At 35.8% G+C, this 16,182-nt stretch carries 11 protein-coding genes and 2 pseudogenes; 10 read left to right on the forward strand and 3 right to left on the reverse strand.

Annotation, left to right across the window (positions count from 1 at the left end; all coding sequences use genetic code 11):
• The first annotated feature begins 227 nt into the window (after positions 1-227).
• The 4 genes and pseudogenes from ptsP to KTI78_RS04065 form a co-directional block, all read left to right on the forward strand.
• Positions 228-3,080, forward strand: a complete 2,853-nt coding sequence (ptsP, locus tag KTI78_RS04050; protein ID WP_262445287.1) for a phosphoenolpyruvate--protein phosphotransferase — start codon at positions 228-230, stop codon at positions 3,078-3,080.
• A 15-nt stretch (positions 3,081-3,095) separates the two neighbouring features.
• Positions 3,096-4,043, forward strand: coding sequence for a 1-phosphofructokinase (pfkB, locus tag KTI78_RS04055; RefSeq protein ID WP_262445288.1), 948 nt, complete (start codon positions 3,096-3,098; stop codon positions 4,041-4,043).
• Positions 4,030-5,736 (forward strand): fructose-specific PTS transporter subunit EIIC, encoded by a 1,707-nt coding sequence (locus tag KTI78_RS04060; RefSeq protein WP_262445289.1) that lies wholly within the window; start codon positions 4,030-4,032, stop codon positions 5,734-5,736. Before pfkB ends, KTI78_RS04060 begins: the two co-directional genes overlap by 14 nt.
• 73 nt (positions 5,737-5,809) lie before the next feature.
• Positions 5,810-6,431: pseudogene (locus KTI78_RS04065) on the forward strand (hypothetical protein); the annotation flags it as partial.
• 20 nt (positions 6,432-6,451) lie between these two features.
• On the opposite strand, the gene KTI78_RS04070 reads toward KTI78_RS04065, so the two are convergent.
• Entirely contained in the window at positions 6,452-7,237 is a 786-nt protein-coding gene (locus KTI78_RS04070) for a hypothetical protein (protein WP_262445290.1), read from the reverse strand.
• Between the two features lie 9 nt (positions 7,238-7,246).
• Positions 7,247-7,981, reverse strand: coding sequence for a DUF4145 domain-containing protein (locus KTI78_RS04075; RefSeq protein ID WP_262445291.1), 735 nt, complete (start codon positions 7,979-7,981; stop codon positions 7,247-7,249).
• Positions 7,982-8,183: 202 nt separating this feature from the next.
• Between KTI78_RS04075 and KTI78_RS04080 the strand changes: the two are divergent.
• The 5 genes and pseudogenes from KTI78_RS04080 to KTI78_RS04100 form a co-directional block, all read left to right on the forward strand.
• Positions 8,184-8,444: pseudogene (locus KTI78_RS04080) on the forward strand (DNA adenine methylase); the annotation flags it as partial.
• An 877-nt stretch (positions 8,445-9,321) separates the two neighbouring features.
• Complete coding sequence (locus tag KTI78_RS04085) at positions 9,322-9,786, forward strand: MarR family winged helix-turn-helix transcriptional regulator (protein WP_016140756.1); 465 nt, start codon at positions 9,322-9,324, stop codon at positions 9,784-9,786.
• Between the two features lie 196 nt (positions 9,787-9,982).
• On the forward strand, positions 9,983-10,198 hold the full coding sequence (locus KTI78_RS04090; RefSeq protein ID WP_016140755.1) for a hypothetical protein: 216 nt from the start codon (positions 9,983-9,985) through the stop codon (positions 10,196-10,198).
• A gap of 583 nt (positions 10,199-10,781) precedes the next feature.
• Positions 10,782-12,878: an EAL domain-containing protein gene (locus tag KTI78_RS04095; protein ID WP_262445292.1), complete on the forward strand. Its 2,097-nt coding sequence runs from the start codon at positions 10,782-10,784 to the stop codon at positions 12,876-12,878.
• Between the two features lie 139 nt (positions 12,879-13,017).
• Positions 13,018-13,461, forward strand: coding sequence for a universal stress protein (locus KTI78_RS04100; RefSeq protein ID WP_016140753.1), 444 nt, complete (start codon positions 13,018-13,020; stop codon positions 13,459-13,461).
• A gap of 53 nt (positions 13,462-13,514) precedes the next feature.
• On the opposite strand, the gene KTI78_RS04105 is transcribed toward KTI78_RS04100, so the two are convergent.
• Positions 13,515-14,954: a glucose/sorbosone family PQQ-dependent dehydrogenase gene (locus KTI78_RS04105; protein ID WP_262445293.1), complete on the reverse strand. Its 1,440-nt coding sequence runs from the start codon at positions 14,952-14,954 to the stop codon at positions 13,515-13,517.
• 405 nt (positions 14,955-15,359) lie between these two features.
• On the opposite strand from KTI78_RS04105, the gene KTI78_RS04110 reads away from it, so the two are divergent.
• The gene (locus KTI78_RS04110) at positions 15,360-15,992 is read left to right on the forward strand and encodes an SOS response-associated peptidase (RefSeq protein ID WP_262445294.1); all 633 of its coding nucleotides are present in this window, start codon (positions 15,360-15,362) and stop codon (positions 15,990-15,992) included.
• Positions 15,993-16,182: the final 190 nt, after the last annotated feature.

Raw genomic sequence — 16,182 nt, forward strand, 5'->3', positions numbered from 1 at the left:
TATTATCTTTATGGTTAATATAAAAATTTAAAATACTATTCATGGATTATCCTTTGTATTAAAAACAAGCATTTTTTACGTAAATACGTCGATATACCTTTAAAGTTCTGCTATGGTAATTTATACGAAGCTGTTGTTTAAAAACGGTTAAATTAACCTATTTTTAATACAAACGGCTTCTTTTTTTCTGTTTTAGCTAAACCTAAAGATATTGTTCAAGGATAAATATGCTAGCACTAGAGCCTCGACATATTCATATGAATCAACATGCTGTTGATAAAACACATGCATTACAGTGTCTAGTAGATATATTGGAGAAAGATGGGTTAGTCACACCTGACTATATTACAGGTCTCATTAATCGTGAAGAGCAAAGCGCAACCTATTTGGGTCAAGGCATTGCTATCCCCCACGGTACTCCCCAATCTCGTGAATGTATTTTAGAAACAGGTATCCGTTTAGCTCACTTCCCCGAAGGAATAATATGGGATGGTGAAAACAGAGTTTATTTAGCTGTTGTTATTGCAGCAAAATCAGATGAACACTTACAAGTCCTACAAATATTAACCCGAGCTTTAATGCATGATGTAAGTGAACAGGTAAAAAATGCAAAACAACCTGAGCAAATTATTGAAATATTACAAGCTCAACCGTTATCTTTAAATTTACATGAAAATTTAATTCAAACTGAAATTGAATCCCAAGATATTGAAGATTTGTTTTGGTCAGCATCTCAAATTCTAAAAAAACACAATTTTGTAAAATGTGGTTTTCTAAGTTCGCTTGATCCAGATCAAGTTATTCAACTACAAGATCAAATCTGGTCTATTTCAAGTACCAAATTCGTTCAACAACCAGCAATCAGTATCGTAAAGCCTCGCCATGCATTAGAGCTAGGTGGAAAAAAGTTAAATACACTCGTATGTATCGCTGCCAATGAGCAATTAGATAGCCAGAGATTTAATCGGCTAATTGATATTCTGTTTAATCCAGAGCAAGTTGCACAATTAGATCAAACACAAGCGCCAAATGAAATTGCCAAAATCATTGGGGCAGATGTTATTCCAGATTGGCCTCATCGTTCTGTTGTACTCGCTAATGCACATGGATTACATGCTCGACCAGCAACTCATTTGGTGAACTTAACAAAAAGTTTTCAAGGTGATATTCAGGTCGCAGTAGATGAAGGAAATTTTGTTTCTGCTAAAAGTTTGACGCGCCTCTTGGCTTTAGGATGTAAACGTGGACAGACTCTACGTTTCATTGCCGAACCAGAAACAGATGCAGTCGCAGGTTTAGATAAAGTTATTCAAGCAGTGCAACAAGGTTTAGGTGAAGAAGTCGAACCTATACAATCTTCCGATATAAAAATAGAGCCATCAAATAAAATTAAAGCTCCATCAAAACTACTTAGTTCAAATACGGGCATTGCCGCTTCAAGTGGTTTAGCTTTTGGTCCTGTTCATGTCATTAAACCTAAGATTTATCAATATGAACGTATGGGTTTGAGCGTCAAAGTAGAAAAAGAAAATCTTGATATTGCCCTTCATGCAGTTAAAAACAACATTCACCAAGTTATTGCAAAATCTGAAGTGGCTGAAATTAAGCAGATCTTCCAAGCACATTTAGAAATGCTTGACGATCCAGATCTTATTAATGGTGTTTATCAAAAAATTAACTTAAACCTTTCTGCTCCTGCTGCTTGGCATGAACATATTGAAGCAGCAGCCAAAGAGCAAGCAGCTTTACCAGATCGCTTATTGGCTGAGCGGGCTGCAGACTTACGAGATATTGGCGATCGGGTTTTGGCTCAACTTTGTGGTGAAGTTATCATTGAAGAGCCTAAAGAGCCTTATATTTTAATTATGTATGATGTGGGACCAAGTGATGTGGCCCGCCTTAATAAAGATCGAGTTGCAGGTATTTTGACAGCCGTAGGTGGTGCAAGTGCGCATAGTGCTATTGTTGCTCGTGCTTTAGGTATTCCTGCAATTGTCGGTGCTGGTGAGCAAGTACTAGATATTGAGCAAAAAAGTTCTCTTTTAATTAATGGAGATACAGGAACCTTTATTTTAAATCCTAATACTCAGCAAATCGAACAAGCAAAACAAGAACGCGAGCATCAGAAAAAAATTCGTGAAGAAGCTGAACGTCATAGTCAAGAATCTGCAATTACTCTAGATCAGCATCAAATCGAGATTGCTGCCAATTTAGGAAAAGTTCAAGCGACAGCCCATGCAGTCGAGTGTGGTGCTGAAGCAATTGGCCTACTGAGAACAGAGCTTGTTTTTATGGCGCATAGTAGCGCTCCAAGTGAAGCTACCCAAGAAGCAGATTATCGTATTGTTTTAGATGCTCTTGCAGGCCGACCACTCGTAGTACGTACTCTAGATGTAGGTGGTGACAAACCACTCCCTTACCTTCCAATTGCTGAAGAAGAAAATCCATTTTTAGGATTAAGAGGCATCCGTTTAACTCTGAGACAGCCAGAACTGTTGCGTCAACAACTTATTGCTTTGCTTAAGGCTGCCGATGATCGCCCTTTAAGAATCATGTTTCCAATGATTGGCCGTGTAGAAGAATGGCGTGCAGCGAAAGCCATTCTTGACGAAGTAAAAGCAATATATCCGTGTACCGACTTACAAGTTGGTATCATGATAGAAGTTCCTTCAGCTGCTTTACTTGCACCTATCCTTGCTCAAGAAGTGGACTTCTTTAGCATAGGAACAAATGACTTAACTCAATATACTTTAGCCATTGACCGTGGACACCCTATCCTCTCGGCTGAAGCAGATGGCCTACACCCAAGTATTTTGCAATTGATTGATCAAACTGTAAAAGCTGCCCACAAACATGGCAAATGGGTGGGCATATGCGGTGAACTCGCTGCTGATCCAAAAGCTGTACCGATCCTTATGGGTTTAGGTGTAGATGAGCTTAGTATGTCACCGAATAGTATTCCTTTGGTTAAAGCTCAAATTCGTACACTCAACTACAGCAAAGCTCAGTTGCTTGCAAAGCGTGCACTAGAATGTGATAGCGCCCCTGCTGTACGTCAGTTATCCGAACAAGAAATGTAAAGATTAGGAATGGTAATGGCTAAAGTTTTAACAATTACTTTAAATCCTGCAATTGATGTGACCATACAACTCAACGAGTTACAGATAGGTCAAGTGAATCGTCAAGAATCTGTAGAAATACATGCAGCAGGCAAAGGCTTAAATATTGCACAAGTTTTAAAAGATTTGGGGCATGAGGTTATTGTTTCTGGTTTTTTAGGCACAACTAACAAACAGATTTTTGATGAGCATTTTAAAAAAGCTCAATTTCAACCAGAATTTATTTATATTGAAGGTGAAACTCGCCAAAATATAAAAATTGCTGAACATTCCGGAAGGATGACTGATTTAAATGGAAAAGGTTTCTTAGTATCCGAACTAGATAAAAAGAATCTCTTTCAAAAAATCGAAATGATTTTACCCCAGATCGATGTGGTTGCTATTGCAGGGAGTCTCCCACAAGGTTTTAATGTTGATGAGCTACAACAACTTATTAAATTCATTCAAGGGCAAGGCAAAAAAATTGCACTTGATACAAGCGGTAAAGCATTGGTCGCTGCAATCGAATGCCAACCATGGATGATTAAACCAAATACAGATGAGTTAGTTGAAAGTTATCAGCTTCCTGCCGCGACGTATTCTGAACAAAAAAAGCTTTTTGAAAACTTAGCTAAAATTGAGCATGTCGTCATTTCGATGGGTGAAGACGGTGTAAACTGGTTGCATGACAGTCACCCACTTCATGCCAAAGCTCCTAAAGTGATCGTTAAAAGTACCGTTGGTGCAGGTGACTCTCTTTTAGCAGGAATGATCCATGGTTTAATCAATGGTTTCTCTGCCGAAGAAACATTAAAAACAGCCACAGCAATTGCGAGCCATGCTGTAACACAAATAGGTTTTCGCATTCCTAATGCTGAAAAACTAAACCAGTTAAAAGCCCAAACTACAATCAATTCATTGAGTGAATCTGATGCCAACTGCTAAACATTTATTATTTGTCATTAATAGTCCGCAACAGCAAGTCAATGCTTTGATTTTAGCTCGTAAACTTGCACAAGTTGCATCCCAACAAGGTTATGAGAATAGCATTACTACGATCAACGAATTCGATCCGAATGAAAGCTTTGACCAAGTCATCGTGATTGGTCAACGGCCGAAAGATCTTCATATTTTTGGTACACATTCTTTATCTTTCATTAGCATTGAAGAGATCAAAAATGATGCTCATACAGCTTTGCAAACGGCATTAAACAATTTTAAATTTGCCCACGACTGGCAAAATGATAATAGCCTAGCGTTAAATACCGCTAAAAAATTTGTAGCAATCACTGCCTGCCCTACGGGGGTTGCACATACTTTTATGGCTGCTGAAGCTTTACAACAAGGTGCAGAAAAACTGGGTTATGACATTGAAGTAGAAACTCAAGGTTCTGTGGGTGCAAAGAATATCTTGTCACCTCAAGCTATTGATGAAGCAGACATTGTCATTCTTGCAACTGATATTGAAGTTAATACAGATCGTTTTGTAGGTAAGCGCGTTTATCGATGCGGAACAGGCTTTGCTCTAAAGCAAACAGATAAAGCCTTTGCTGAAGCAATCAGCAATGCACAAGTTTTAGAACAAGGTAAGCAGCAAACATCTGCAGAAAACAAAGATAAAACCGAAAAAGTTGGCGTATATAAACATCTCTTAACAGGTGTTTCTTATATGTTACCTATGGTGGTAGCTGGAGGCCTTTTAATTGCTCTCTCTTTATGCTTTGGCCTTAATGCAGCTGAACAAGCAGGCAGCTTACCAGCTATATTAAAACAAATTGGGGCCGCTGCATTTATGCTTATGGTTCCAATGCTATCTGGTTATATCGCTTACTCGATTGCTGATCGTCCTGGTCTTGCACCTGGTTTAATTGGGGGCTTACTCGCTTCTCAGCTGCAAGCAGGCTTTTTAGGTGGCATTGTCTCAGGTTTTCTTGCTGGCTATATCGCGCTTTTTATTGCAAAAAAACTCAAACTTCCTACAAGTTTAGAAGCACTTAAACCTATTTTAATTATTCCCCTATTAGGTACATTATTCGTTGGCCTTATCATGTTTTACGTGGTGGGGCAGCCAGTAGCACATATTTTTGAGCTAATGAAAGACTTCCTAAACAATATGGGTACAACAAATGCCGTGTTAATGGGAATTATATTAGCAAGCATGATGTGTATTGATTTGGGTGGTCCAATCAATAAAGCAGCCTACGCTTTTACTGTCGGCTTACTGACAACAAACACGTATATGCCCATGGCAGCTACGATGGCTGGCGGCATGGTTCCTGCTATTGGTATGGCAATTGCAACTTTCATTGCTAAAAGTAAATTTAGTACAGGAGAGAGAGATGCTGGAAAAGCCGCTTTCGTACTAGGTTTATGTTTTATTTCTGAAGGTGCCATTCCATTTGCAGCAAAAGACCCAATGCGTGTAATCCCGACGTGTATTTTAGGTGGAGCGGTAACTGGAGCACTTGTTGCCCTTTTCCATTGCGAATTGGTTACTCCTCACGGCGGTGTATTTGTTCTTTTAATTCCAAATGCAATTAACCATGCTTGGCTATATCTCGCTGCCATTGCAGCAGGTAGTATCGTTACAGGCATAAGCTATGCAATTGTTAAGAAAAAAATTGTGACCACTGCATAATCAAAAAAAGGAGAATAAATATTCTCCCTTTTTTTACATTTCGTATGTTTCAATAAATTAAACTTGAAGTTGAGAGTTTTTCAATAATGAGTACTTAAAACCTTTAATTAAGGCATTACCTAAAAAGCTGTTCATTTATTATAGTCTAGACTCTGCACGTAAACGTAATGCTTGTCCATTTTGGCCCTAGGTAAAACAGCAAAATACATAAAAACGCATTCCCTTCCTGTTTGGAATATTTAAAGTTCCATAAAAACAGCAAGAAGAGTTGTTTGAAACTTATTGCTGGGATATTACCTAACTTTAACAAAGGTGCGCATGATGGTAATGGGGGGCATTTAGCTGAAGTAATGCAGGTCAAATATGGTGAGCGAATTGAAGCTGTAATGCTGACTAAAGCATGGTATCGAGAAAATACACCGCACTTTAAATCATCACTAGAAGATGGCTATATTGAGAACATGTCAGCGGATCAAGACATGATTGAAGATCACCGAGCATTTGTCATGGTCAATGGGATGGCGCGTATTCCAGCAATGGGAAAGACCAACTCAACTAATAAAGACCGACATGGTGATAGTGCTATTGCTCACTTGCTAGCTGACTTTGCTAGTAATCATCCTTCAGCACCGATTGAGTTCACTTCCCTTCCATCTAGAGAAGAAATAGAAACGAACTCAGATGATTATGATTAGTATGATGAAGTTGGGTGTATTTAATCTTCATATTTCACACGATGAATCAAAGCTTCTCCATGTTTTTCATTTGGGAAAGCCATAAATTGAAATAATTGGGATTGCCCATTATCATAAGCATCAAAGAACTTAAATCTTAACTCTAAAATTATCGCCCCATTTACATTTGGTTTAACTGACTCAGATAAAAGGCGTGGTGCAAAGTTATATTCTTTCTCACTATTTCCAAGCAATAAATCATAATTTGGATATATTAGAACTGGTTTTGATGGATCATTATCAGTTTTATCCAATACTACAACCTGTAAATCTCGACAGGTTGCTCGACTGTTATATAACGTAAACATTAAAAAATAATTTTTATTCCTATCATTAAAATCTATAAAGCTGTCCTTAAAGTGAAAGAACGGTTGTGCTTGAATATGTTGAATTCTTCTCTGATGTTCTATTTCACCTTTATTTAAATCTATTTCTTCTTTTGTAGCTAAAACTAATTCTCGCTGTTGCTCAACACTATTTTGCAATTCTTTTGCTTGAAGATTTAAAGCGCGAGTATTCTGCTTTAATTCAGTACCTTGCTGTATATAGCCCAGATAAAGATAAAAAAAAGCTACGGGTGCAAACACTCCAGCTAAGAAATCCCCCACTTCATTTAAGGGCATCGGTTTATTGTAATCTGCAAAATAGACATTGAAAAATATTACATAGCCTAATATTGATCCAAGATATAAAATCATAGAATAAAAAACAAAAGGGTGCTGTTTTCTATAACGTAATATTTTTAAGCAAGATTTATTTATTTTCATTCTGAACTCTTACGATTTCCGTCTTTCTTGTCTTCTAATCTGTGCTAATCGAATTCTTTCAGGTTGAGTGTAAACCTGTTCTAATAATTCATATGTGAAATCAAGTAAATCATCTGCCTCAGTCTTTGTTAGATTTCCATCGTGAGCACCATCATTACCATCATCTTTTATACAACGTGATAAATCTTCCAAAGCATTATTTAACAAGTTATGTTTAAAAATCCAAATTAATCGAGTGTGAATTGATTTTTTATCATCCCGTGTTGGTGCTAATGCCTCATTTTTTTGCACTATATCTTTTGTCACTATATCAAGACAAAGCCTGAACATTGCACCAGCAGCATTAAAGCAATTTAATGATAAGCATTTTGTTGCTTCATTAAAAATCTCTTTAACTTTTTCAGGTAAATATTCTGGTGGGGTAATTTGTCCAACATGTACTGGAGAGTAAATAAAACTTTCAAAAGCCCTATTTAAATGAAATTCATCCCTATCAACAACATCTATAATTTGTTCACGAACTCTTTTGGTACTTGCAGCAATTGTTAGATCATGAACATAAAGGGAATTATAAATTTCTGACTTTACCTTAGCTGTAATTACCATTGATTTTGAGCATGCTCGGCAAATTGAAAATAAATCCCAATCAGTATAATGACTACTCTCAATTCCATGAATACTATCAACATCAAAAGTACTATTCTTAGCTGAGCAGCTAGGACAATCAAAAATAAATGTACTCATAATTTACTCCTCTTTTCTTTGGAAATATTTCCATTAGTTTATAAATGACAATACTTTAATAATAAAAACACGGGGTGACTAGACTTGCTGTAACAAGAATAGCCCCTCTCGACAATTAGCCTGTCTAAAGCAAAGCCCCGTTGCCATGTACATAGCAACGTTAGGTTATCAAAATTTCTAACGCTTTGAATTAGGTGATTGTATGAAAACTAGCACGATTGTTCCGTGGCTTGGTGGCAAACGTCGACTTGTGTCGCAACTTATTAAAAAATTACCAGAACATCAATGTTATGTAGAACTTTTCTCAGGTAGCACTGCCCTATTTTTTATGCGTGAAGAAGGTTCAAAAGTTGAAGTGATCAATGATATTAATGGTGATCTCGTCAATTTATATCGTTTCGTTCAAAATCATCTAGAAGAGTTTATCAGGCAATTTAAATTGGCGCTTGTTAGTCAACAAATGTTGTGTGGCTAAAAAATACGATCAGCTCCAACAGATATACCTAACCATATAACTACAATCTGCTCAGCGATAACATTGCTGTCAGTTAGTCTCAACACTCAAAGGTACATGCTATGTGTAAGGTTCATTAGGTGAGTGTACTCATCTATAGCTATCAATATTCTTCTTATTTATTATGCAGAAAAATGAAAACTAGGCACATCCAAAGATGACAATTAAACACTTACTGAAATAAAAACTCTTAAAAATATAATTTATAGACAAAAAAGCTAAATATATATGGTTAACCATTCCACTAGCTATTTAATTTTACACATAATAATCAATAAGTTAATAAATGAATCAAATTTATTTCACTAAATAATAGATGATTCATGTTAAATGTATGGTAAATTCCACAAACCTCACAACAAAATAAATAATTGATATTTATAAATATTTATTATTTAAATATCTTGATTTTTCATAATTATGACTTTAGAGACAAAAACTATCTCGTTCAATGCCACGTTCAAATCATAATTTTTTTTCTACGATGCGCTTGTAAGCCAATATCGTTCAATTAACGATCAAGCAAGCCTAGATGCAATCTTGTATATCTGTTCAAAGATTTTAAGGAATTAATGGCTATGACTCATCAAGTCACATTAACTTTCAACAAACTTTGACCATAGTAGAAGAGTATTTTTAGTTTATGCAAAGTATAGAGAAACTTATCAAGATAAGGTCCTTTAAACCATGTCATTGTTAAATTTAGCTATATAAATTTTGCTCACCGAGTAAAGTCCTGATATAACTTGCTTGATGAAACTATATTTTTCAACTATTAAAGATAGCTCATCAGAAATGCGATCCACCAAGGTATGGGGAAAAGTCAATGACAAAGAAGTATGCGCGTTTTTTACCTACAACAGAATCTTTTACTCTTGAAGATTTTCCATATTATTGGATTACTCAAGTACATGCTCAGTATGTACAAAATATTGATAATGCTTTAAAAAAATATGGTTTAGATAACTCACGTCGACGTATTATGTTGGCTTTAAGCAGCAAGCCCCATGCGAGTGTTTCTGAACTTTCTGATATGATTATTTCAAAAATGTCGACTACTACAAAAATTGTTTATCGATTAAAAGATGAAGGACTGGTTGAAACATATTCCTGCCAGTCTGACGGCCGAATTACCCGCGTAGTACTTACAGAAAAAGGCACTGAAATGATCAACAAGATTAATGACTTAACCAGTGTAGTACTTGAGCAGTCTTTTGAAGGTATTACTCCTTTACAACTCGAAAAAATGATGGAAAGTTTAAAATTACTTTTAAAGAACCTTTCTCGTTAAAACCAAATAAAAACTCTCTTATAGATAACAATTTAAGCTCTCCTTACGAGAGCTTAATTATTTTAATATTTTGTCTGAGCCATTGAGAGATATAGCAGCCTACATAAAATAATCAATTAACCTTCCATCTGTTGACTTGAGCTTGCAACTCAAGTAGAAATTCTCTTTCAATAACTGAATAGCAAACTCCGGAAAAATGGCTAAAAGAAAATACAAAAGTGACAAGTTTCAAGTACGTCGTATTAACCGTGAATGGTGGGTACTCGAAAAAGATCTTGAATCAAATTGCTATTTAAAACATGAGCAAGTGGCGACAAAAACATTAGCAAACAACTATGCTGATGATTATATCGAACAATACTATATGAACCTGTACATTCAAGAACAGTTGAAAAAACCAGAAACTGTGTAAAAAGCCATTTTGGCTTTTTTTATTTTTAGTAGTTAGAATTTCTAAAAATTATTCATAAAAAAAACCTACATCTTGGGGAAAATGTAGGCTATAAAATGCACAAAAAGGAAATATATATCCTTTTTGACAAAAAGAATTTTACGATAATAGAAGCCTTTATTTTATGTTACTTTTGTAAACTTAATAGTGATTATTGTATTTATTTAAACTGTCTTTAGGATTTCTTTATTTATATAATCTAAAGGAAATTTAATTTACTAGATTTTTTATTTTTCCCGTTTTCTTCTTCTCATCGTTAAGTTTATTTGTATTAAGCTAATTATATCAAGCCAGTTATAAGTTTCTGTTTTAATAAGTTTTTTACAAAAATCATCATAAATATTTTTTTAAAGTCAAGAATGCTAAAAACTAATAAATAACAAAAACATAAATTAAATATTGAGTATATAATAATTTTAACAACCCAATTTTAGTTCAAAAAAAATACACATAAAATTTATTTATACTATTTTGGATACTACAGAAAGATTACAATACCCACTAATAAATAGATTAATCAACTCTCAATCTTTCTAGGCATGTTATGACTTCAATGTCGAACACTACCCAAAAGCATTTTATTGTTGAGCAAATTCCACTACCAACTTGGGTAAGTGATGAAAATGGCTTGATATTATATTGCAATGTAGAGTGTACAGAATATTGGTTGGATACTTTTTCTCCATTGCCAGAGCAATGGTTAGGTTTTATATATCCTGCTGATTTAGATGAAGTCAAAAATAGATGGCTCGAAGCAATTCGCCTTCAAAAAAGAATAGAATTAAAATGTCGACTTCTCCAAGTTGGAAATCAATATAGATGGTGCAAACTCTCTATTCAAGCATCTAAGTATCACGGCCCATCTCAAGTTAACGAATGGTATGTTAGCTTTTTAGATATTGATCATGATATTCAAGAACAACAAAACTTGCAGAAGAATATTGAAATACAAAATCAAATGTTAGACATCAGTGAGGATTGCATTAAAGTACTTAATGTAGATGGCACAGTTTCTCATATGAATAAATCAGGATGCCTCGCTTTAGGTATCCCTGTTGACGAAACAGAATTTGGAATGAAATGGCTTGAGTTATTGCCACCTCATATCCGTAAGCGTGGACGCGTTGCTTTAAAAAAGGCTCTTCAAGGAAAGGTTGCCCGATTTGCAGGGATGAGCTGTTTACCCAATCAAAACCCTGAGTATTGGGATAATATGCTTACCCCGATTCATCGGGAAAATGGTAAAATTGGACAAATACTTTGTGTCTCACGTAATGTTACCCAACAACATTTGGCAGAAAACCAGCTCAGGAATATGAGTGAGAGAGATGAGCTGACTGGTTTATGTAATCGGCGCTCATTTAAATTTCAACTTAAACGTACTCTCGCCTACTCAAAAGACACCCAAACAAGTGTGGGGTTGCTTTTAATTGACCTCGATCATTTTAAACATATTAATGATACTTTAGGACATAGCGCAGGCGATCATCTTTTAAAAGTTTTATCCAAACGCTTTAGCCATTGTATCGATGAAGAACGATGTTTTGTTGCGCGATTAGGTGGAGACGAATTTGCGGTTATTATTAATAACCTCAAATCTGAAAATGATGTGCGCGACCTAGCAGCCATTTTACTTCAACAGCTAAATCAACCTATCACCTATTTAGGTAATGTTCTAAATGGTGGCATGAGTATTGGTTGCGCAATTTACCCGCAAGATGCCATAGATCAGTCAGGTTTACTTAGTTGTGCTGATATGGCATTACATGACTTAAAAGCACGTGGTCGTGGCGGAATTCGCATGTATGATCCATGCATGATGCAAATGACTGAAACAGTCGCTTCTCAGCTTAATTTAGCACGCCAGTTAATTCGCCATCATACAATTCAGCCCTACTATCAACCTAAAGTAGATTTAAGAACCCATCATGTAGTTGGTTTTGAAGCTTTATTAAGATGGCATACCACATCAGCTCAAAGAGGCTACCCTGCACAAATTGCAGAAGCTTTTAAAGATTATAATTTAGCGAGTAAAATCGGTGAAACAATGCAACATCAAGTTTTACGTGATATCGCAAAATGGATAAATCTTGGTATTACCCCCCTTCCTGTTTCCTTAAATGCCGCACCTGTAGAGTTCTTAAGAGATAACTACGCTGAGCGGCTTTTGAAAAAGATTAATCAATTTCAAATACCGACACATTATATTGAAATTGAAGTCACTGAACACATGCTGGGTGATCGAGGTTCAGAGTATGTAATCCGAGCACTGAATAAATTAAAACAGCATGGAGTCCGTATTGCACTAGACGACTTTGGTACTGGTTTTTCATCGCTCACCCATATTCGCGATTACCCGATTGACAGTTTAAAAGTAGATTGTAGTTTTATACAAAAGATGCAGCATGACCCATCAATTTATGCAATTGTGCAAGCAATTGGGTTACTCGCTCCAAATTTATCACTTGGGCTTATCGCTGAGGGGATTGAGACGCCTGAACAAGAAGAGCTACTTCGGCAGTTTGGTTATAGTATAGGTCAAGGATTCTTATTTGAATCTGCTATAGATGCCAATCAAGTTATTTCAATACTTAGACAAAATCAACCTTACTTAGAAAGTCATTACAATGCTTTAAGCTAAAATAGCTAATAAGCTTTTTGGTTCTGTTCATACTAAAAATAAACAATAACTTTTAAAAAATTGTTCATAATATAGGCATAAAGATAATAATTTGGTGTTTTGCCACCCCACATTGTCACAGGACAATAAGGAGCAATATATGAGTTATCACCATATCTTGGTTCCAGTCGATGGTTCTCCTACTTCACTTATTGCTGTCAATCATGCAGCGGCAGTTGCTAAGGCCTTTGGTAGTAAAGTGACTCTAGTATATGCGCTGACCATAGATCCTTTCATTTCTGTAGAATTTATTGATAGTACAGAATTAGCACAGGATTACTTTAATAAAGCTAGAGCATCTATTCAGACTATTTTAGATCAAGCTAAAGAACAATTTAGCCAGCATGGAATTTCTGTTGAAACAAAAATTGTTGAAGGTCACACAATTCACACAGAAATTATTAAAGCTGCTACCGAGCTAAAAGCAGACTTATTAGTGATTGGTTCTCATGGTCGAAAAGGGTTTAAAAAATTCTTCTTAGGAAGTGTGACTCAAGCTCTTTTAGGAGAAATTCATTTACCGGTACTCGTCGTAACCGAATAGTTTTTCTAAAGCAAAAAACCGATCTATAAAGATCGGTTTTTTAATGGGCAGCGTTATTGAGTCTTATATGTAAACTTAATGAGAGATCCTGGATTTTCTAATGTGTTGGTTACAGAGCCATCATCCTTTTGAACATTCCCAGCCGTGTCAGTTAATACATATAAAACGTTCCCATCTGGGCTGGCAATTACATCACGATAACGGTTGTTGCTTTTAAACATTGGCACAGCATCATCATAAGTCGTACTGTAGGTTGGATCTAGCTTGATACGGAAAATAACGCCACGTTTTAAAGATGGAACCAATAATGTATTTTCCCAACCAGAAATAGCTTTTTTACCGCCCTTATAGACGTAAGCAGATGACGGCGCAACTGTTGGCCAGCAAATATAGGCCATATCCCCACAAGTTGGGTCATTATAGTTATAGGTATCTTGAACGGTATATAAAGTTTTTAATGGTGGTACAAAGTTTTTACCAGTCCATTCAGATTCTTTCGTTACTGGTACACCTGCGGCTACTTTTACTCCATTCTGAGCTAAATCCTTAATTGATTTATTGGCGGCTGCCGAATAATTTGCATAAGCATAGCCACTATCGTCTTTATAACCTGCTACATTTGGCCAGCCATAGTTTCCGCCTTTAACTATGAGGTTAATTTCGTCATCAGAGTTTGGGCCTTGTTCAGATTGCAACAATTTACCATTTGGAGTGAATGCTAAGCCCTGTGGGTTACGGTGCCCGAGCGTATAAATATGGCTAACCACCCCGTTAAAACTTGGATTATCTTTTGGAATACTTCCATCAAGATTCAAGCGGAGTACTTTACCCATGTAGGTGTGATAGTCTTTGCCATTCAGCTCTTGTTGAGTCGGCGTGTGTTGTGCTTGATTTGGCAAGAACAAATAAGCAAGTTGGTTACGCCCTTGGTCACCAATCGTATAATAAATCTTTTGATCTGGACCAATGACAAGACGGCCTGACTGATGGTCTTTCGATGAAGGTAATCCTGCTAACAAATCGACTGGCTTCTCAAGCGTATCTGTTGACTTGTTATAAGTATAGCGACGAATAATCGTTTGATTCGGTAATTCTTTATCTGTAGATTTCGAATTTTTAAATGTGCCTGAAATATAAATATAAGGATTATTTTTAAAGTCAGGATGAAAAGCAAAGCCTAACAAGCCATTTTGTCCATCAGCATCACTTACAATCTTAGGCACCTGAAAAATTGTTTTTACACTGGCCGACTCAGGATTCACTCTTAAAATCTTGCCTGTTGCTCGTTCAGTTAACCAAATTTGATTATCAGGTCCCCATAACAAAGCATGTGGCTTATTTAAGTTAGATAGAATAACTTTCTTATCAAACTTGTCTGCTTTAGCTTGAGCAAATTGAGAAGGAGTAAGAGGAACATCAGCTAATGCTGCATTGAGAGTAACTAACTGAGCAGCGCCCAGTAAGGCAATTTTAGCCAATAAATGTTTATTCATGTGTCCACCTTATAAATTGTCAGAATTTTCCGAGAATTTTTAAACCTTTATTAAAGGCTTTGTACGTCTTCTCTCTATATTTCGTATTATGATGAATAGCAAATTTATTAAAATCCAATTTCCTGAAAGGCTCTGTTGCATAAAAGTAGTTATTAAAAATAAATAAACTCTTTTTAAGATGAGCCCCTTAACTTTACGATTTTTCTATTTATTCACCGTGCTTACTCCTTTTATATCTAAATTGCCTTGAAAGCGGCGCAATTTAAATAAACACTTATTAACGAAGTAATTGATTGTTAAAAATTAATACTTAAAGAGACAATTCTAATGAGAAAAATATACATCATAAAAAGATAAAAGTTAGAAGCTGTAATTAAAGAAAAGTTTTATAAGCAAGGCGGCCTTATGTGTGCAAATTTTAAACCTATTAAGAAAAATCATGCCGATCAATTAAATTTATTTGAACCAACTTTTGAATATAAGATGGATATTTTCCCAAGTGATGATTGTCCACTCATTTTATTGAATCAAAATGAGCTTAAGTGGCGAAAAGCTAAATTTGGAATGCTTCCTCCTTATGCCAAAGAAATCGCATTTAAATATGCAACTTATAATGCCAGAACAGAGACAGTACAACAGAAACGCTCTTTTAAACATGCTTGGTTAAATAACCAATTTGCACTTATTCCTGTTGAAGCCATCTATGAACCTAAATACATCAATGGAAAAGCTCATTGGTATGGAATTTTCCGGCAAGATGGGCAACCTTTTACACTTGCAGCGATCTACGAGGAAACACTTATTGATGAACAGAAAGTTAGGTCAATGTCGCTATTAACAATTAATGCTGATCACCACCCTTTTATGAAACAATTTCATAAACCTAATGATGAAAAACGATCCATCATTGTGATACCTGATGATCTGAGGAATGATTGGCTCAAATGCTCTCACACTGAAGCAAAAGATTTTTTCCTAGATATGCCTTCGAATGAATTTACTTCGATGCCAAAAGCCGAAATGAAAAATTATGATTAACTCGGTTTAGCAAGCTTAGGTTAGTCAACCTTAAAAACTTATGTTATTCTTCGGGCACTTTTAAATGCCTCAAATTTTTTATACCTATGACACTTACGCCACCTTAAGTTTATTTACGCTTATCTCCTGTAAATAACTCATCACTGTTTAGTGATGTGGTGTAGTCGCTTGTGTTGGTATATCACATCAC

The organism is Acinetobacter sp. WU_MDCI_Abxe161 (assembly GCF_025514355.1).
Classification (GTDB): Bacteria; Pseudomonadota; Gammaproteobacteria; order Pseudomonadales; family Moraxellaceae; genus Acinetobacter; species Acinetobacter pittii_E.

Excerpts from the sequence above, each read along its gene's own strand:
- ptsP (WP_262445287.1), top strand. The coding sequence starts at position 228 with ATGCTAGCACTAGAGCCTCGACATATTCATATGAATCAACATGCTGTT.
- pfkB (WP_262445288.1), top strand. The coding sequence starts at position 3,096 with ATGGCTAAAGTTTTAACAATTACTTTAAATCCTGCAATTGATGTGACC.
- KTI78_RS04060 (WP_262445289.1), top strand. The coding sequence starts at position 4,030 with ATGCCAACTGCTAAACATTTATTATTTGTCATTAATAGTCCGCAACAG.
- KTI78_RS04070 (WP_262445290.1), bottom strand. The coding sequence starts at position 7,237 with ATGAAAATAAATAAATCTTGCTTAAAAATATTACGTTATAGAAAACAG.
- KTI78_RS04075 (WP_262445291.1), bottom strand. The coding sequence starts at position 7,981 with ATGAGTACATTTATTTTTGATTGTCCTAGCTGCTCAGCTAAGAATAGT.
- KTI78_RS04085 (WP_016140756.1), top strand. The coding sequence starts at position 9,322 with ATGACAAAGAAGTATGCGCGTTTTTTACCTACAACAGAATCTTTTACT.
- KTI78_RS04090 (WP_016140755.1), top strand. The coding sequence starts at position 9,983 with ATGGCTAAAAGAAAATACAAAAGTGACAAGTTTCAAGTACGTCGTATT.
- KTI78_RS04095 (WP_262445292.1), top strand. The coding sequence starts at position 10,782 with ATGACTTCAATGTCGAACACTACCCAAAAGCATTTTATTGTTGAGCAA.
- KTI78_RS04100 (WP_016140753.1), top strand. The coding sequence starts at position 13,018 with ATGAGTTATCACCATATCTTGGTTCCAGTCGATGGTTCTCCTACTTCA.
- KTI78_RS04105 (WP_262445293.1), bottom strand. The coding sequence starts at position 14,954 with ATGAATAAACATTTATTGGCTAAAATTGCCTTACTGGGCGCTGCTCAG.
- KTI78_RS04110 (WP_262445294.1), top strand. The coding sequence starts at position 15,360 with ATGTGTGCAAATTTTAAACCTATTAAGAAAAATCATGCCGATCAATTA.